Raw genomic sequence first — 19038 nt, forward strand, 5'->3', positions numbered from 1 at the left:
GCCGGGCTGCGGTGGGGCGACGTGAAAAGCCGATCGATCCGGGTGCGGGACCGGTGCAGCGGTTCGCCTTCGCATTACGTGAGCTGCGGGGGGAGGCGGGCAGCCCGACCTACCGGGTGATGGCCCAGAAGGCGGGATATTCGACCGCCGCGCTGGCTCGCGCGGCGGCGGGCGAGACACTGCCGTCGCTGCCGCTGCCGCTGGCGCTGGCCTATGTGCAGGCGTGCGGCGGGAACCCGCACGAGTGGGAGAGACGATGGCAGGCCGCACGGGATGACGAGGCCCGTCAACCCCGCGACCGGGACGAGGAGCTGACGGATCCTCCCTACCGTGGCCTGGCCCGCTTCGAACCCGGTGACCATGCCCGGTTTTTCGGGCGGGCCCGCCTCACCGACAGCCTCGCGGCCCTGGCCCGAGCCCACCGGTGCGTCATGTTGCTCGGCCCCTCGGGCAGCGGGAAGTCCTCCCTGTTGCGCGCCGGGCTCATCCCCGGGTTGCAGAGCTCGCAGGAGCCGTTCCTGCGTCCGGCGACGATCCGCATCCTGACCCCCGGCCCCCGACCGGTGCACGAACACCGCAGACGGTTCACTCCCGCCCCAGAGGTGGGAGACACGTGGTTGGTGGTGGACCAGTTCGAAGAGGTCTTCACCCTCTGCCACGACCCGGGGGAACGACGAGAGTTCATCGGCCTGCTCCTGTCGGCCCGGGACGCCGGCAGCCGGCTGCGAGTGGTGATGGGCACCCGGGCCGACTTCTACGCTCACTGCCTCCAGCACGAGGGCCTGGTGGAAGTCCTCGCCGAGGCGAGCCTGCCGGTCGGCTCGATGAGCGCGGACGAACTGCGGGAGGTGATCGTCAAACCCGCGGCCACCGCAGGGCTGATAGTGGAGCGAGCCTTGACCGCCCGCCTCCTCAAGGAGACGGGTGAGGAGCCGGGGGCCCTGCCGCTCTTGTCGCACACGCTGCTGGAGACCTGGCGCAGACGCCGCGGCCGCGCCCTGACGCTGGAGGGTTACGAGGCCGCCGGCGGTATCCACGGTGCCATCGCCCAGAGCGCCGAGGACTTCTACTCCCGACTCACCCCGGCCCAGGCCGAGACTGCCCGGCACATACTGCTGCGCCTGATCACCCCGGGGAAAGGCACCCCGGACACCCGCCGCCCCGTCGACCGGGCCGAACTCGCCACTACGCACCACGCGACCCCCGGCGAGGCCCCCGCTCCGGACGCGGCCCCGGACGCCGTGCTGCAACGATTGGCTCGTGCCCGGCTGGTCACCTTGGACGACAACACCGTCGACCTCGCACACGAAGCGCTGATGACCGCATGGCCCCGGTTGCACCAATGGATCGAGGACAACCGCGAGCGCCTGCGACACCACCGGCGCTTGACCGACGCCAGCCGCAACTGGCACGAACGCCACCGTGACAGCGGAGCGCTGTTGCGCGGAACCGCGCTCGCAGACGCCCAGCATGCCTTCCAGACCCCCGCTCAGCAGGCAGAACTGTCCGCGCTGGAGAGGGACCTCCTCGACCAGTCCGTCCGCGCCGCCCAGCGGCGCGCCCGCCGCAGCCGTCAGTTCACGGCAGTCGTCAGTGTGCTGCTGGTCCTGGCGGTGGCCGCAACGGTGATAGCCGTACGCAAGTCGTCAGCGGCGGACGCACAACAGCGGCTGGCCACCTCACGGCAACTGGCCGACCGAGCCCTCCGGCTGAGCGGTTCCCGGCCCGAGGCCGCCATGCTCCTTGCCCTGAACGGGTACCGCCAGGCCCCCACGGTGGAAGCGCGGGGCGGGCTGCTCAGCGCCTACGCCCGCTTCCACACCGACCAGTTCACCGGCCACAGCCTGCCGGTGAGCAGCACGGCCTTCGCTCCGGACGGCCGCACCCTGGCCACGGCCAGCATCGACCACAGCATCAAACTGTGGGACACCCGCTCCCGCCGTCTTCTGGCGACCCTGGCCGGCCACACCGACCTCGTCAACACGGTGGCGTTCTCACCGGACGGCCGCACTCTGGCCAGCGCCGGCAACGACCGCAGCATCAAACTGTGGGACACCCGCTCCCGCCGTCTTCTGGCGACCCTGGCCGGCCACACGAACACGGTCGAAGACGTCGCCTTCTCTCCCGACGGCCAGGAGCTGGCCAGCGCCGCCAGTGATCGTACGGTCCGTCTCTGGCACGTGCGTGATCACCGCGAACGCGCCGTGTTGACCGGGCACGCCGACGGAGTGATGCGGCTGGCCTACTCGCCGGACGGCCGCACCCTGGCCAGCGCCGACATGAGCCGCACCACCCGCTTGTGGGACATCTCCACCCACAAGGCCTCCGCCGTGCTGGCCGGAGACACCGGTGCCATCAACGCCGTGGCCTTTGCTCCGGACGGCCGCACACTCGCCACGGCAAGCACCGACCACGAGCTCAAGCTGTGGGACGTGCGTTCCCGCCGTCTGCTCACGACGCTGGCCGGCCACAGTGACGAGATACAAGAGGTGGCGTTCTCACCGGACGGCCGCACCCTGGCCAGCGCGAGCCTTGACGGCACCGTCCGGTTGTGGCGCCCGCGCGCACGCACCACCTTGGCCACGCTGACCGTGGTACAACCCGTCTACGCCCTCGCATTCTCTCCCGACAGCCGCACCCTGGCTTCCACCGGCAAAGGCTCCACCGCCCTCCTGTGGGACGTGGCCAGGCGCCGCCCCACCACACTGACCGGGCGCACCGGCACCACCACTGCCGACACATCCTTCGCGGACCGCCACTCCTTTCTCACCGTCGACCACAACAACCTGGTAACCCGCTGGTCAACGACTCCACCGCGCGCCGTCCCACCCTCCCCGCACCCCCCGCAGCCCGCCAAAGCGAAGGTGGCCAGCGAAGACGGCCGGACGCTGGCCACAGTCGACAACAATGGCGTCGTACGCGTGCGGGACCTGGTGACAGGCAAGCTCCTCGCGGTACTCCCCCAGGCCACGCCCGCTGCCACCACATGGCGGCTGTCGATGACTCCAGACGGGCACACCCTGGCCGTCACCGGCAACGACGGCACCATCCGGGTGTGGAACGTCGACGCCCAGCAGCTCACCGCCGTCCAGCACGCACCCGCCTCGGTGCTCGGCCTGGCTCTGCGGCCCGACGGCCGTGCCCTGGCCGCCGTCAGCGCCGACGGCACCACGAGGCTGTGGACCCTCGGCTCCGAGCAGGCTGTCGTCACACCTCTGCACGGCCCCAAGGACGCCACCAGGATTCTGTCCTTCAGTCCGGACGGCCGCACCCTGGCCGTCGGCAACACCGTCAACAGTGTGCGGCTGTGGGATGTCGCCACCCGCCGTGTCACCGCCACACTCAGCACGAACGCCGGCCTGACTCGTGCGATGGCCTTCAGCCCCGACAGCTCCACCCTCGCCACCACGACCTCCGACGGCACCATCCGAATGTGGGACACCCGTACCCACCGCCTGCGCGCCGCCCTCACCGGCTCCGAAGTCGGCAGTAGCCTCCATTTCTCCCCGGACGGACACGCGCTGGCGACGATCGCCCCCCGCGGCACCACCCGCATCTGGAACACCGACGCGGAAGACGTCGCCACACGCGTGTGCCGCCTCAGTACCATCCATCACTGGTCCCGGCTCCTCCCGGGCCAGCCGGTGCAGGACCTATGCCCTTCATAGGACGATGTCTTGATCGGCGTCGGATCGTCGTACTGGCATGGGCATAGTGGAACGGCTCATGCCGGATGGGCTGTGGGAAATCCTCCTGGACGTGGCGCCGAAGCCACCAACTCGCACTCAAGGCGGCGGCCGTCGGCGGTGCGACGATCGTGCGGTGCTCGCCGCAGTCATCTTCGTGGACACATCGGGCTGCACCTGGCGGCAACTGCCGCCCGTCTTCGGTGCGTCTTGACAGACGGTGCACGGCCGTTTCAGCTACTGGTCCACGGCCCGAGTGTGGGCCAAGCCGCACCGCGTGATGCTCGACCGGCTCGGCGCGAACGGCGAGTTGGACGGGTCGCGGAGCGCGATGGACGCGGTCAGCGTCCGTGCGGTTGAAGGGAACCCTTGACCGGACCGCATCCGACCGATCGCGGCAAGCTCGGGTCGAAGATCCCTGTCATCCGGAGCCGCAACGGGCTGCCGATCTCGGCAGGCATCTCCGGCGCCCCCTCCACGACAGTCAGGCCCTCATCCCGCTCATGCGCGGCATCCCACCGATCCGGCCCCGCTACGGGCCCATACGACGCCGACCGGCCAAGCTCCACGCGGACAAGGGCTACGGCTTCGATCATCTGCGTAACTGGTCGCGGCGCAGGCAGATCATCCCGCGCATCACCCGCCGCGGCAAGGAGATCTCCAGTCGTCCGGGCCGGCACCGCTGGGTGATCGAGCGCGCCATCTCCTGGCTCAACGGCCGTCGTCCCCTGCATCGCCGCTACGAACGCGCAGCCGACCACTTCCTCGCCTTCGTCGGCATCGCCTGCATCTTCACCTGCTACCGCAGAGCAGTACAGGTCTAGGACTTGGCCCAATAGATCATGCGCTCGTGTCGCTCCCTGGAGGCAGTCTCTGGCATCCCCACCGAGACCCGCGATTCGATCAGCGGGTTGTCCGGGTAAAGAAATGCCTCCAGGTCACCGATCGCATCGGCGATGTCTTCGTCAATCTCAGCGGTGTGACGCCCTACCCAGAAGGAGAGCAGCACTCGTTCCTCCTCGACCGCAACCGCTACCGCGACAACATCGGAGGAGATCAGTCCTAGCAAGGCCTGCACCGCAGTGAGTGCAATGCCGTTGACACGTTCAAGGTCGGGGTCTGCCATGCCAATGCATCCTGCCTGTTCATCGAGCGATCGTGCCAACTGAGACATCATCTTAGATCGATGGTGCGGTTGTCGACGGTAATGATCTCCGCCACGACGACGTTGTCCACGTCGAGCCAGGTAACCGCGATGTCGTCCCGGTCGAGCCGCTATCGAGGCGATGTCGCCGTGGTGGGCCGCGCCCTGTACGCGGACTCGATCGGTGACGGAACGGCAGCCAGCCTCGGCGTCCGGCATCTCGCTTCCCGATCGCATCGCGCGGGCTGCCAGCTGGCTGATTCACCCACGGCAGACGAAAAGAAGCCGCAAAAAAGCGGAATTTCTCCCGGGGCTGAGTCAACGTACAACACCCCCGGAAAAACCAGGCATGCCGTTCCCGTCCGGACGGATTCACCCTGGCTCTTGCCCGGCGGTCAGCCCGGCCGCCCGATCAGTGTCTGGGCCATGGGCGAACGTTGCCGCAAACTCGGCATCCGACTCGCAGAGACCCGCTCCACTGCCCTGTTCCAACTCGCCACCGAGCTGCCCGCCGTGGTCCTCGCACGCACCCTCGGTATTGACATCACTTGCGCACCGGGTCCGCGCCCTCACGCCGGAGCGCGGTGATCAGCTTGCCGAACTGGCGCGAGCCCAGCCCGGTGAACGGGGCTGTCCAGGAGGGCTCCGACGCGTGATCACACCAGACTCAGCGAGGTCACCTCATCCGTGACCAGCAGTTACGGGACAACCCTTAGTGCGGGAGATGAAGGAGGAGCGGGAGCGGGCGAAGCTGGACACTCTGCACCTGCCGGAGCGCGAATTGTCGGTCCGTGCCGCGCTGAACTGCTCTGTACGCGTGCTCGGTGAGGAGGCCCGGCGATCACCCGGCCTGGTCGCCCCGCTCTGAACCCCCGTATCAGCCGGCGGCGGACATGGGTGTGATCGCCTACCGTCTGTCTTCTTGGGATGATCCCTCGCATGCAGGCGGGGGTTTGAGGAGGGGGACACATGACGGAAAGCCGCGTGGACGGGCCTTCGGTAGTTGAGTTCCGGCGGATGCGCGAGGAATGGGTCGAAGGCAGGATCCAGGATCTCGCCGAGGTGCTGGAGACCGCCGTCCCGGTTCTGTACGAGCTGCTTCCGGCGGATCTGGGAGACCGTCGCCTGCCCGCGGCGATCACCGTGGCCAGGGTGGCCGCGGACGAGGCGCGTGCTCAGCCCGTGTCGGAGACCGTCCGGTGGCTTGAGCGCCTGATTCCCGGTGGGCACCGCCATGATGTGCCGGGAGCGGTCCGAGTGCTCCGGTCGGGACTGGGGGCCCGGGAAGAACCGGCTGTCTGGTCGTGGAACGCCACCGCGTGGGAGGAGTTGACGCTGTCGTGGTGGAGGCGGCATGAGACGCGTACTGGTGACTCCGTGCGGGACTTCACTGAGTGGTGCTCGCGTTGGTCGGCGGAGGTGCCTCGGAACGGGGGGATCGACAAGCCCGAGCAGTCACCGCGACGGCACGGTCGTACGCTCGTCACGCCCGCCGAGTTCTTCGCCTCGGAGCCCGAACCGCTGAGGTTGCTGGCCCTCGCGGTGCTCAGGTCACCCCGAACCGTCGCCGCAGTCGAGGACACCGTCCTGCTGCGCGAAGAGCGCCTCCAGGGCGCGGGACACCTGAGGTGGCTGGCCGAACAGCAGGCCTGTGCCGATCATCTCGAAGCGTGGCGCAGAGCCCATCAGGAGACCGGGTCCGAGGCCACCCGGGCCTTCCTGGCGGAGCTGTCCGAGACCGCCAAGCGCTACGCCACGCTGGTACTGAAACCTGTCGTCGATGCCCTTTCCGTCGCTGAGCGGGCGCTGCTGGACGGCAGTCGGCCCGGTGCGCACCGCAATGCCGCCGAATACCTGGACATATTCCTCGACTGGCAGGTGCCGCCGGACGAGGACGCCTGGCGGGACGAGGTACCGAGCGCCGGAGTGGCGCGGCTGGCCCGGGAGCGCCGGGAGCGGGGAGAGACGACCTGGCAGGGTATGCGGGGTTCCGTGCCCGTCTGGTACCACATCGTCGGCTCTCCGCAGGAGAAGGCCGCCGCTCTTGCCTACTCGGGGAGGCCGTCGGCCTCCGTCGTCCGCGTCCGGACCGGCGATGACGACGTGACGGCCCCAGGGCCGTCTCTGTTCGGGGGGCTGTTCGACGAGGTGGATGAGTCGGCGGACTGGTATCCCGACCCCGGCATCGACGTCCGGTACGAACCGGACAGCGCATTCGACCTGTGCGCTCTTCTCGCGCTGGCCCAACTCGGCCACGCAACGTTGGTGTTCCTGACGATCCACCCGGACGGAACGGTGCGCACCTTGCGCTCGGTCCGTGCCCTGGTGCGTGAGGACGACGCCAAGGCGTACCGACGCTGGGCCCTGGCCGCGTTGGCGGAGCTGGCTCCCGACCCGGAGGACCTCGCCGACCTCATCGCCCGGGAAGAGGAGATGAGCGCGGACGGACCAGGCGAGACCGACGGCACGGAGGGCCCTGGTCGAGGAGGCGGTCCCGGCGGGGCCCCTTCTCCAGAGCCTGAGGCTTCCTGCTCCGGCCGTCGCACCACCGGCGGCAGCCTTCCACCCGAACTGCTCGCCAAGGTGAGGGCTCTGCTCCGCAAGGCGGAGGACCGGGCCGCCACGGAGGACGAGTCCCGCGCCTTCTTCGCCAAGGCCACGCAGCTCATGGCCAAGTACGGCATCGAACAGGCCGTGCTCGAAGGACTGGACCAGCCTGCCGGCCCCGTGGACAAGGTGGTCGAGGTCCACCCGCCCTATGCCAAGGAAATGCGGCGGCTGCTCAGTTGGATCGCTGAAGCCATGCGCTGCCGTTCGGTCTACCCCGGAGGCAAGGCGAACCGCCACCGGGTCCACCTTTTCGGTTTCGAGGGTGACATCCAGGCGAGCGAGGTTCTGTTCGCCAGCCTGCGGCTGCAGATGCTGGACGGAGCGGACCGCGCCGACCGCCTGCACCGGCCGCCGGGGGAGGACTCGCGGGCCTACAAGCGTTCCTGGATGCTCGGGTTCATCCGTGAGGTGACCGACCGGGCCAAGGCCGCGCAGGCGGCGGCGCGGGAAGCCGCCGAGCACGAGCAAGAGGTGGCGGAGGGCGGAGACCGGGTGGGGCGCACGGTGGCCCTGGTCCTTGCCGACCGGTCGGCAGTGGTGGATGCGCGTCTGAACGACAGCTACCCCAAGTTGAGCAAGGCTCGGCCCACGAGGTTCAAGGGGACGGGTTACCGGCAGGGCCGTGTCGACGGCCGTCGGGCCGACATCGGTGGGCCGACCATCGTTCCTCAGTCACGCACCGAGCAGTTCATCGGCTGATCGCGCGGCAGCGGACGGCGAGGGGTCCGGCTGCCGCCGACGCGCCGGGCAGCGACCGCAGCGCGCCTCGGGATCGGCTCACGATGTCAGTGCCGCCCTCTACGGTAGAGACCGAATGCCACCACCACGGTGGAAAGTGAGGCAGACAGGCGTGCACAGGGTTCCACCGGAGATGTTCCGGTTCACGACGGTGGAGAGGTCCGATCTGTACGGGGCGGTGCTCAACGCCTTCGGGGTGGCCGGGGAGCACCTGGAGACGGCGTTGGGGCTCGACGCGGTGCGGGAGCGGTTGCGTGCGGTGGGCTGGGTGGCGGCGGTCGAGGACGCCGAGTTGCACGAGGTGCTCAAGAAGCTCGTGCAGTGGGAGCTGCTGGATGTGGTGCACAACCATGCGGAGAACTACCGTACGGCCGAGGAGTACGAGCGGCGCAACCTTCAGTATTCGCTGACCCGGCGGGGTGAGGCCGCGCTCGCCGGAGTCCGGCACGCGCTGGAGGTGCTGGCCTCTACGGGGGCGCTGCAGACGGCCGTGCTGGAGGCGATCGCCGACCGGCTGGACGAGCTGAGCCTGCTGTCCGCCGAGCCCGCCTCGGCCGACCGGCGGATCTTCAGCACGCTGCGGGAGCTGGAGGGGCATCTGGACGCCCTGGTGGAGAACACCAAGGCGTTCAACGGCGAACTCCAGCGGCTCCTGCGCGCCGAGGGCGCGGACCTGGAGGTGTTTCACGAGGTCAAGGCCGCCACCGTCGCGTATCTGCAGGAGTTCCTGGTCAACCTCGACCGGCGCGGGCAGGCCGTCGCCGCTGCCGTCACCCGGGTCGAGGAGCGGGGTACGGCTGTGCTGCGCGAGCGGGCTCTGCGCGGGGCCGAGCTGCCGCCGACGGCCGGTGCGGATCCCGCGGCCGGCTGGCTGGAGGGCAGGCGGGCGCGCTGGGCGGGGCTGCGGGCGTGGTTCCTGCCGGACGACGGGGCGCGGCCCCGGATCGAGCAGCTGCACGACATCGCCCGGCGGGCCATCGTCTCGCTGCTCCAGGTCCTGGAGCGGATCAACGAGTCACGGCGCCGGTCCACCAGCGCCGTGCAGGACTTCCGGGAGCTGGCGCGCTGGTTCGCGGCGGCCCCGGCGGAAGAGGATCTGCACCGGCTCTGGTCGGCGGCCTTCGGCCTCGGCCCGGCCCGCCACGCCCATCTTGCGCACCCCGATCCGGAGTTGATCCCGCCGTCCCGATCCTGGACCGAGGCCCCGCCGGTGAAGGTGTCGGCGCTGCTGCGGACCAGCGGGCGGACGGAGCGCTTCACCCGTACGGGCAAGGTGCGGGACGTCGCGGCGGTCAGGGCGGAGCGCGCGGAGCGGGCCCGCGCGGAGCGGGCGGAACTCGCGCGTGCCTGGGCAGCGCTGGAGACCGACGGGCCCGTACGGCTCTCCGCCTTCGGCACGCTGGACCCCGCCGTCTTCGACCGGCTGCTCGACCTGCTGGGCCGGGCTCTGTCGGCCAGACCGGACGCGGGCGGCCTGCGGCGTGCCACGACGGGGGACGGCCGGGTGGAGATCGTGCTGTCGCCGCCTCCCGACGAGCACACCGCCGTGCTGCGCACCACGAAGGGCTCCCTGGCCGGGCCGGACTACGTCGTTCACATCACGGCTGCGGGCGGAGCGAGCGCCTTCCCCGCTCCGCGCCCCGCGCAGCAGCAGGAGGCGGCCGGATGAGCACCCTCGCCAATCAGCTGGCCGCCGCGGAACGGGAGGAGGTCGCGCGCGCCATTCGTCTCCTGCTGGCCCGCCCGTTGCTGACCGAAGCCGCCGACCCGGCCGGCTTCGAGCTGGTGCGGCGCCGTCGCGAGCCACTGGCCCAGTGGTTCGACTACACGTGCGGTTGGAGCCTGGTGGTGGAGCCCCGCCGCGGTCACGCCCGCCTCACCAAGGTCCGTACGGACCCGGACGGCTCCCGGCCGGCCCGTAGGACGCGCTCCGGCCGGGCCCCGTTCGACCGTCGGCGGTACGTGCTGCTGTGCGTGACCGCGGCCGAGTTGCTGTCGATACCGATGACGACCATCGGTGTGCTCGCCGACCGTGTCGTCCAGGCCACGGCGGCCGACCGTGCGCTGACCGCGTTCGACCCGGTCCACCGGCCGGAGCGGATGGCGTTCGTCGACATCCTGAAGTTGCTGGAGTCGTACGACGTGTTGCGCGCGGTGGACGGGACGACCGAGACGTACGTCGAGACCGCGGAGGCGAAGGTGCTCTACCGCGTGGACACCACCCTGCTGATGCGGCTGCCCGCCGCGCCTGTCGGCGCCTCCCGGCTCGCCGTGCCCCCGGACGAGGTGCCCGCGCGGTTCGAGGACCTCCTCGCGGGGCTGGTGCGGGAGCGCCGCTACGGAGGAGTGGCCGGTGACGGCAGCGTGGACGAGACGCACCACGAGCCCGCCGCCACGGACGCCCAGCGCAACCTGCGGCTGCGCCACTCGGTGCTGCGCCGTCTCTTCGACGACCCCGTGCTGTACCGGTCGGACCTCGCCGAGGACGAGCTGGCGTACGTCACCTCCCTGACCGGACGGCAGATCCTGCGCCGGTCGGTCGAGCAAGCAGGCTTTCTCCTGGAGGAACGGGCCGAGGGCTTTCTGCTCGTGGACCCGGACGGGACAGCCACCGATGCCCGGTTCCCCGACGACACGTCCACCGCCCGGGTCGCCGCACTGCTCCTCCTGGAACCACTGTGCGCCGCGCCGGCCGGCCTGCTGCCCGAACAGCTCGCCGAGGCGGGAGCGGATCTGCTGCGCCGCTTTCCGAGGTGGGCGAAGGCGTATCAGTCGGCGGACGGCGCGCCCCGGCTGGCGGAGGAAGCCGTACGCGTACTGCGCGATGCCGGGCTCGCCCGCCGGACCGCGGGCCGAGTCGTCGCCCGCCCGGCCGCGTACCGCTACCGGCTGACGGAGGCGACCAGCAGGGACGCCGATGCCGATGCCGATGCCGATGCCGTCGCCGATGCCGTCGCCGACGCCGCAGAAGGAGACCGACAGTGAGTGTGACCGAGCTTCCCCTCCCGCGGCGGCAGGAGCCCACCGAGCAGACGGCCGTGACCCCGGCACGAGAGGAGGACGCCGCCCGCGAGCGCTGGCAGCCCTATCGGGCGGGCATCCTCAACGTCTGGCGCTACTACGACGAGACCTTCACCTTCCACCAGGGCCGCCTGCTGCTGCGCGGGCAGAACGGGTCGGGCAAGTCCAAGGCCCTGGAGCTCTTGCTGCCCTTCCTCTTCGACGCCAGTCTCCGCCCCAACCGCCTGTCCACGTTCGGCGGTTCCGAGCGCACCATGCACTGGAACCTGCTGGGCGAGGGCGCGTCCGGCAAGACGCGTGTCGGGTACGTGTGGATGGAGTTCCGTCGCGTCGGCGACGACGGCACCGAGGAGTGGTTCGGCTGCGGGGCGCGCCTGCAAGCGAGCGTCCACACCAGCGGGGTGCACGCCGACTACTTCACCACCGGCTCCAGGATCGCCCACCCCGGCGGCGTGCGCCTGGTCAACGAGGCGGGGCAGCCACTGACCCGCGCCGCCCTCGCCGACGCCCTCCGCGACCGCGGCGACGTGCACGCCTCGGCCACCGACTACCGCGCCGCCGTACGGCGTCAGCTCTTCGCCGGCATGGCCGAGCAGCGCTACGAGTCGTTGCTGTCCGCCCTGCTCCAGCTGCGCCAGCCCAAACTGTCCGAGCGGCTCGACCCGTCCCTGCTCTCCACGCTGCTGTCCCGTGCCCTGCCCCCGCTGGGCGAAGGAGAGATCGCCGAACTCGCCGAGGGCTTCGAGCGCCTGGACCGCCAGCGCGAACATCTCAAGCGGCTCGACGACGAGGTCACGGCTGCCGAAACCGTCGCGACGCGGCAGCGCGCCTACGCGCGACGGGTCCTGCGTGCCGGAGCCGCCGCGCTGATCTCGGCGACCACCGAGATGGACAACCTCACCCGCGTCGCCCGTCTCAGCGCCGAGGAGTTGCAACAGGCACTGGCGCAACGTGAGTCGGCCCAGATCCAGCGTGAGGAGTGCGAGCTGCGCGCGCACGCCCTGGAGGAGACCATCGAGGGCCTGCGCGACAGTGATGCCTACAAGCAGGGGGAAGAACTCGACCGGCTCCGCCGCCGCACCGACGACGTGGCAGCTGCCGCCAGGCGGCAGCGCGCCGCCGCCCGGACCGCCCAGGCCGGAGCAGAGAAGGAGCAGGGGCATGCGCACGAGGCCGCGGGACGAGCCCGCAGCCTGGACGAACATGCGCGTGAAGCTGCCGAGGAAGCACGCCGCTCGGCCCGTACAGCGGGCATGGAGTCCATACATCACGAGGTCAGGGCCATCCTGGACGCCGGCCTGCCGGTGACTCTGCCCGACGGCCCGGGACGCGAGGCGGGCGGCGATCGGCCCGAAGGCCCCGGTGTCACCCGTACGGCGGGCGAGAACGGGGCCCGGGAGGCTCGTCGGCTGCTCCGCGGCGCGGTCACCGCCCGACGGCATCAGGTCACCCTCGTCACCGAGGCGATCGAGGAGCACGATCGCGCGGTACGGGACCGGTGCGCCGCCGAGGAGCTGCTGGACGGGGCCCGTGGCCGGCTCGCCGAGGCGATCGCCCTGCGCGACGAGGCGTCCGGCGCCTGGGACGACGCCCTTGCCGCACAGGCGGAACGCCTGCTGGCCTGGGCCGAAGGCTGCACGGAACTGCGCTTCGCCGACCCGGGGGAACTGGCGGCCGCAGCCGCGGCCGAGGCCGAGGTGACGGCCTTGGCCGAAGCCGCCGCGCGCCCGTTGGAACAGGAGATCGGCACGGCGGAGGCCACCGCCCGGGCCACCCGCCAGGGCCTGCTGGAGGAGCGGAGGCGACTTGAGGAGGAGGTACGACGGCTCAGCGGCGAAACCGACCTCCCGCCGCCCTCCCCGCGCACCCGCACCACCGTCCGCACGGCGACGGCCGGAGCACCACTGTGGCGGCTGGTCGCCTTCCGCGAAGGCGTCCCGCTCCCCGTACAGGCCGCAGTGGAAGCGGCACTGGAGGCGTCGGGCCTTCTGGACGCCTGGGTCAGCCCCTACGACGGCATCACGCTGCCGGGGCACGACACCCGTGCCGAGGCGGCCCTGGCCGTGAGCGCCCCCGGGGCCAGCCTGCTGGACGTGCTCACGCCCGAGGAGGACATCCCCGTCCCGGCCGACACCGTGAACCGCATTCTCGCCGGTGTCGCCTACGGCACGACGCTGCCCGGCAGCCACCCCGCGGCCGTCTCCGCCGACGGGGCTTGGCGCCTCGCCCTGGCCACCGGAACGTGGAACAAGCCGGAACCGGCCCACATCGGCGCCCTCGCGCGCCAGCGGGCCCGACAGCGCCGGATCGGTGAACTGACCGACCTCATCGGCGGACGGAACGCTGACCTTGCCGACCTCGACGACCAGCTGCGCGACCTCGATGCGCGCCGCACCCGGCTGGACACCGACCGCGCCGCCCGCCCCGACCACCGGGACCTCGACACCCGCCGGCGTGACCGGGACCGTGCCGAGGAGAGGCTGGCGGCCCGGGACGACGCCGTACGCGATGCCGCCGGCCGTCTGGAGCGATGCGAGCACAAGGTGGCGAGCGCGCTGCGCACGCTCAGCCGCCGGGCCGCGGAACACAACCTGCCCACCGACCGCGACCGGTTGGGTGAGCTCTCCGCCGCCGTCGACAGGTTCCGGGACACCGCCGACGGCTGGGTGGACGCCCGCCTCACCGCGACCGCCGCTGCCGACAGGGCTCGTGAGACAGCCGCGCAGGCACAGCGCTCGCGCCGGGCCGCCGAGGAACAGGCCGATCAAGCGGCTGCCGCCGAAGCAGAGGCGGCGGGCCTGAAAGCGCGCCTGGAAGCGGTGGAGGCCACCGTCGGCGAGGACTACCGGCAGATCGTCGCGCGCGTCGCCGAGGCGCGTACCGCGCTGCGCCGCTGCCGTGCGGAGGCCGACCAGGTGGGCGAACTCCTGCTGAGCCTGGAAGGGCGCATCGGAGGACTGCGGGCCACCAGCAGCCAGGACGCCGAGCTACGGGAGCAGGCCGGCGCGGCCCGGGACGCCGCGGCGCACCGGTTCCGGCACCTGTGCCTGGCCGGGCTGGCCGAAGACGCCGGCATCGCACCGGAACCCGACACCTGGGGCGGCACCAAGGCCTTGGGGGACGGCACCAAGGCCACGTTGGAGGCTGCCCGCGCCACGGCGGCGAAGTGGCCGGGCGTCCCCCATGCCCCACGCAACCTGGGCGACGCCGCGACCCGCCTGTCCGAAGCGGTCCACGAGGCCCGCCAGCGCCTCGGCGCCCGGGTCGACCTGGATCTGGAGCCCGACGACGACATTCAGCTCTTCACCGCCACCTTGGACGGCGTGCGCGTGGGGGCAACGGGCCTGCTCACCGCACTCACCCAGGAGCGCGACCGCAGCCGTGACGACATCACCACCGCCGAGCGGCGCCTCTTCGACCAGATCCTCACCGGCGACATCCGCCGCCATCTGGCAGCCCGCATCCGTCAGGCCGGCGAACTCGTGGACCGCATGAACGGGCACCTGGAGCGGGTCCGTACCGCTTCCAAGGTCGCCGTCCAGCTCGTCTGGGACGTCCGTCCCGATCTGCCGGACAGCACCCGCACCGCCCGGCAGCTGCTTCTGAAGGACCCCGGCCGGGTCACCGAGAGCGACCGGGAGGCGCTGCACGCCTTCTTCCGGACCCGGATCGAGGAGGCCAAGAACGGCGATACGGCCGCGAACTGGGAGGAGCAGCTCGGCGAGGTCCTCGACTACACCGCCTGGCACCGCTTCACCGTCCGCCTCGACCGGGCGAACGGCACCGGCTGGCAGCCGCTGACCAAGAAGCTGCACGGTGCGCTCTCCGGCGGGGAGAAGGCCATCGCCCTGCACCTGCCGCTGTTCGCCGCCGTCGCCGCCCATTACGAAGCCGTGCCCCTGGCACCCAGGCCGATCCTGCTGGACGAGGTCTTCGTCGGCGTCGACACCGTGAACCGCGGACAGGTCTTCGCCCTGCTCACCGCACTCGACCTGGACCTCATGGTCACCTCCGACCACGAGTGGTGCACCTACGGTGAACTGCCCGGTATCGCCGTCCACCAACTCCTCACCGACGGCGCGGACGACGCGGTCACCAGCGCCCGCTTCGTGTGGAACGGCATCGACCTGGAGGCGGGATGACCCACACCGAACCGTTCCCGGCCGAACGCACCTGGCGCCGCCCCGAAAACCGCCCCGACCGTCACTCCGAAAACCGTCCCGAACCCAGCCCCGAACCCAGCCCCGACCTCAGCCCCGACCTCAGCCCCGAACACCGTCCTGAACTCCGCCCGCTCTGGCGCGCGGTCCACAGCCGCCTCTCCTCCGGCCGTCCCGTCACCCGGGTGCGCCTGGGGCCGCTCGACGACGCCCAGCGCGAGGCCCTCGCCGACCTCCTCGGCCTCGACCGCTTGCCGGACTCCCGCCCTGCCGTCCCCCTGTCCCGCTTGGAAGAGGCGGTCGGCGAGCTGTCCGGCCGTACGGTACGTGCCGTCGTCACCGAACTCTTCGGCCCCCTGGGCGACCGGTCGGGCGACCGGCGCCGCCAGGAGGACGAGCGCGCCGAGCTGTGGGCCTGGCTGGCCGATCACGAGACCGTACGGGCCCAGCCGGTGCTCGCCGACTGGGCCGCCTCCTGCCGGGCCACCGGTCTGGTCGGCGGCTCACCGGAACGGACCCGAGCTCTGCTGACGGACGCGCTCAAGGTGCTCGCCGAACTGCCCGCCCAGGCCGAGCCGTTGCCCGTCTTCGCCGCCCGGGTCCTCGACGGCCATGCGCACGCCCTCGACGACGGCACACCCCTGTCCACCCTCGTCCTGCGCGCCTTGGCGACCCTGTACGACACCGCGCCACCGCAGTCCGCGGCGGACCGGCGCGCCCTGTGGACCCGCGCGGGCGTCGCCGACGACGATCTGTCCGCCACCGTTCTCGTCGGTGGACTGCGCCCGGCCGGAGACGGCCCGCTCGCCCGGGTGGCCCGCGTCTGCGCCGAAGCCGGCCAGGCCGCCAGTCTGACCCTCGCCCAACTGCGGTCCCCGGGCGAGTTCGCCCTCGCCGCCGACCCGGCACCCGTCGTACACGCCGTGGAGAACCCCAGCATCCTGGCGCTCGCCGTACGCCGCTTCGGCCCGAACTGCCCACCGCTCGTCTGCACATCCGGCTGGCCCAACAGCGCGGCGATCCAGCTCCTGCGCATGCTCGCGGACCACGGCGCCACGCTGCGCTACCACGGCGACTTCGACGGCGAGGGCGTCCGCATCGCCGCGTACGTCCTGGACAAGACGTCAGCCCGCCCCTGGCGCATGACGGCAGCCGACTATCGCACGGCGGTCGCCCGCAACCCGGCCGGCCCGCCGGCCGGACGCATCACCGAAGCGCCTTGGGACGCCGAGTTGGCCACGGCCATGGCAGAGCACGGCTGCGCGGTGGTCGAGGAGTTGGTGGGTGATGTGTTGGTGGAGGATCTCGCCGACGGTGCTGCGGGGCTTGGCTGATGCCACGAAGAGGCATCGGCGGGGCTGCCGGGTTTACCGGTGCAGCCGGGCGATGGCGACGTGCCGCCGCCTTGCGCCGGCCTCTGGATGTCGCGGTTGCCGGCAACCGCTGCCGTCCAACGCCCTGCAGACAGGACAGGCCCCACCGGAATTCCCGGTGGGGCCTGTCCTGTCTGCTGTTGCCGCACAGCGGTTCGCGGGCAGGGGGCGGTCTCAGCCCCCGACCGGGGGCCAAGCTCCCCAGTAGAGGAATTCAAGCTGCCAATCGCCGCCGCCGTCGGATTCAATCGTTTCCGATGCATCCCGAAGGTGCCACGATGTGTTCACGAACAGGCGCAGGTCCCGACCGGAAATGACGTCTGCATTCAGCAGCCCTACGATCAGGCGACGCGGCTTCTCCTGGAATTCAGCAGAGAGCAGGTCGAAGAACCCGTCCCAGCCTCCGCGAAAGTAGTTTGGAAACTCAAGCTGTCGCCCGATGGCCAGGGAGGCGGCTCGCTCCGAATCGAACCCTGCGGCATCGACATGTCGAACCTCGAAGCCGTGGCTCGTGGCACGGTTCTCTACTTCCGGTCTGGTCTTGTCCGGAAGTAGATAGGGAGGGCCGGACAGGTCCGGGATGATGTGGGTGATCGGCCGCCACTGCATCCTTCTTCAGCCTTTCTTTCGCCAGATTCTCAGCGAACCCGGATTAAATTGTCGTAGTGCGTGGTCGTGTAGTAGACCTCGCCCGTTTTTCCGAATACGAGACGGTCCGTTCCGCGGCCCCCTGTGCCTCGGCCGGAAGGCCAGACGTCGCTCTCCGTGTAGTAGCCGAGCGGCTTGGACGGTAGCTGTCCATTGGTGTTTCCGTACTCGCCGGGAGGCCGGCCTCTTCTGCCGCCCTGGTGCGTCATCGAAGGCGGTCGCCCGTGCATATCGAAGAAGTCGACGACCTCGTTGACCCGCTTTTCCGTCTCGGCCTTGCTCTCGCCGAAAATGCCCTTCCTGATCGGGGATCCGATCAGACAATTGCTGTTGTGGACCAGGATCGGCGTTGCACCGGCCAGCACATAGTACGTGTGCAGATCGGCGACGGAAAGATTGTAGGTACGAGCATGACCGTCGAACGAGCGGTTGCCGGCCACCTTGACGCCGGTACCGTCATCGGACCTGAGCGTCATACCCTCGCGGAGATCACCTGCTCTGACCCACGCCTCCTTCGAGGGTGACCAGAACGGGTGCTCGCTGGTAGCAGTGAGCTTCGCCGTGCCCCGGGGTGTGGCAAGGGTGAGGCGGTTGAAGTGCTTGTCGCTGTCGGTGACGATCAAGGCGGTCACGGTTCGTCGGCCTGTCTTGCCGCTCACCGGGTCGGTGGCGATGACGGAATCGCCGCTTCGGACCGTCTCTATGTTCTTCGTCGTGTGGTCGGCCATGAGGACCTTGGTGCCTGCCAGGAAGCACTTGCACCCGGGCCCGATCCACTTTCGTACTTTATCGCCGATCTTCTCGATGGCCTTGCCGCCGGCCTTGGCGAATTTGCCGGCTAGTTTGACGCCCTTGCCCCAGGGGGTAACGCCGATGAGGAAGGAGCCGCAGTCGGCGAGATTGGGGTCCTTGACGCAGTTCAGGGCCGTGTTGATGTCGGCGAGTTCCCACACGACGGCTTTCAGTGTGGGGTCGATCTCGATCTGCTTGAGCGTGCCGCCGGCGGCAAGGCAGGGCAGGACGGCGGTCTCGCGGGTGGGGTGTTCGTAGCAGATCTTCTGCTCGGACTGCTCCTTCTCCTTCTGCTTGCGCGCCTCTTCGGCCTTACGGCGTGCCTCGGCCTCCTCGGCCTCCCGCTTCTTCTTTACCTCCGTCCACGCCTGGGAAGCGAGAGCGGAGGCTTCGTCCGAGCTCTTCCCCGCATCACGTGCGGACGCGCGGGCGTCGTCGGCGGCGTCGTCGGCGAGCCGGGCAGAAGTGCGGGCGTATTCGGCGGAGAATTCTGCCCGGGCCGCGGAGCGGTCGGCGTCGGCGGCGTCGCGTTGGGCGTTGTCGGCGGCGTTGCGGGCGGTCTTGGCGGATTTGGCGGCCTGGGCGGCGCTGGCTTCGGCGCTGTCGGCGGCCTTGTCGGCCGCGATGCGGTAGCCGTCGGCCTCGGCGGCGGACTTCCGAGCCTCGGCGGCGGCCTTGTCGGCCTGGTCGGAGGCGTCGTGGGCCTTGGCGGCGGCGCCGGCGGCGATCCAGCGGTTGCGCTGGGCCTGGGCGGCGACGCGCTGGGCGTCGGCGACCAGTGACTGGACCTGGGCGATGTGGGTGGCGGCGAGCTGGTCCTTGCGGTCGGCCATGTACTGGCCGAGGGTGACGAAGTCGTGCACCTG

10 protein-coding genes and 2 pseudogenes are annotated in these 19038 nt (G+C 70.7%); 8 read left to right on the plus strand and 4 right to left on the minus strand.

The window, feature by feature from the left end:
* The first annotated feature begins 11 nt into the window (after nt 1–11).
* Both JXZ78_RS40930 and JXZ78_RS38105 read left to right on the plus strand, forming a co-directional pair.
* Nucleotides 12–3668 (plus strand): WD40 repeat domain-containing protein, encoded by a 3657-nt coding sequence (locus JXZ78_RS40930; protein WP_157851742.1) that lies wholly within the window; start codon nt 12–14, stop codon nt 3666–3668.
* A 37-nt stretch (nt 3669–3705) separates the two neighbouring features.
* Nucleotides 3706–4510: pseudogene (locus tag JXZ78_RS38105) on the plus strand (IS5 family transposase).
* Here JXZ78_RS38105 and JXZ78_RS38110 read toward each other — a convergent pair.
* Both JXZ78_RS38110 and JXZ78_RS38115 read right to left on the minus strand, forming a co-directional pair.
* Nucleotides 4507–4812 (minus strand): MafI2 family immunity protein, encoded by a 306-nt coding sequence (locus tag JXZ78_RS38110; protein WP_030024360.1) that lies wholly within the window; start codon nt 4810–4812, stop codon nt 4507–4509. The pseudogene JXZ78_RS38105 and the gene JXZ78_RS38110 overlap by 4 nt on opposite strands.
* A gap of 565 nt (nt 4813–5377) precedes the next feature.
* A pseudogene (locus tag JXZ78_RS38115) lies at nt 5378–5482 on the minus strand (IS5/IS1182 family transposase); the annotation flags it as partial.
* 63 nt (nt 5483–5545) lie between these two features.
* On the opposite strand from JXZ78_RS38115, the gene JXZ78_RS38120 reads away from it, so the two are divergent.
* The 6 genes from JXZ78_RS38120 (at nt 5546) to JXZ78_RS38145 (ending at nt 16693) form a co-directional block, all read left to right on the plus strand.
* Nucleotides 5546–5698, plus strand: coding sequence for a hypothetical protein (locus JXZ78_RS38120; protein WP_157851743.1), 153 nt, complete (start codon nt 5546–5548; stop codon nt 5696–5698).
* A gap of 101 nt (nt 5699–5799) precedes the next feature.
* Nucleotides 5800–8139: a DUF2786 domain-containing protein gene (locus tag JXZ78_RS38125; RefSeq protein ID WP_050503004.1), complete on the plus strand. Its 2340-nt coding sequence runs from the start codon at nt 5800–5802 to the stop codon at nt 8137–8139.
* A gap of 172 nt (nt 8140–8311) precedes the next feature.
* A complete protein-coding gene (locus JXZ78_RS38130; RefSeq protein ID WP_238783664.1) occupies nt 8312–9847 on the plus strand; it encodes a TIGR02677 family protein in 1536 nt (511 codons plus the stop codon).
* A complete protein-coding gene (locus JXZ78_RS38135) occupies nt 9844–11163 on the plus strand; it encodes a TIGR02678 family protein (RefSeq protein ID WP_030024363.1) in 1320 nt (439 codons plus the stop codon). The genes JXZ78_RS38130 and JXZ78_RS38135 overlap by 4 nt, the downstream gene beginning before the upstream one ends.
* Nucleotides 11160–15341, plus strand: a complete 4182-nt coding sequence (locus tag JXZ78_RS38140) for a TIGR02680 family protein (RefSeq protein ID WP_308281078.1) — start codon at nt 11160–11162, stop codon at nt 15339–15341. Before JXZ78_RS38135 ends, JXZ78_RS38140 begins: the two co-directional genes overlap by 4 nt.
* Entirely contained in the window at nt 15338–16693 is a 1356-nt protein-coding gene (locus JXZ78_RS38145) for a TIGR02679 family protein (RefSeq protein WP_078624655.1), read from the plus strand. The genes JXZ78_RS38140 and JXZ78_RS38145 overlap by 4 nt, the downstream gene beginning before the upstream one ends.
* Nucleotides 16694–16906: 213 nt before the next feature.
* Here JXZ78_RS38145 and JXZ78_RS38150 read toward each other — a convergent pair whose 3' ends face one another.
* Together JXZ78_RS38150 and JXZ78_RS38155 are read right to left on the minus strand one after the other, a co-directional pair.
* Nucleotides 16907–17341, minus strand: a complete 435-nt coding sequence (locus JXZ78_RS38150) for a barstar family protein (protein WP_030024366.1) — start codon at nt 17339–17341, stop codon at nt 16907–16909.
* Nucleotides 17342–17370: 29 nt separating this feature from the next.
* On the minus strand, nt 17371–19005 hold the full coding sequence (locus JXZ78_RS38155) for a polymorphic toxin-type HINT domain-containing protein (RefSeq protein ID WP_238783666.1): 1635 nt from the start codon (nt 19003–19005) through the stop codon (nt 17371–17373).
* Nucleotides 19006–19038 lie beyond the last annotated feature (33 nt).

The organism is Streptomyces monomycini (assembly GCF_022271435.1).
Lineage (GTDB): Bacteria > Actinomycetota > Actinomycetes > Streptomycetales > Streptomycetaceae > Streptomyces > Streptomyces monomycini.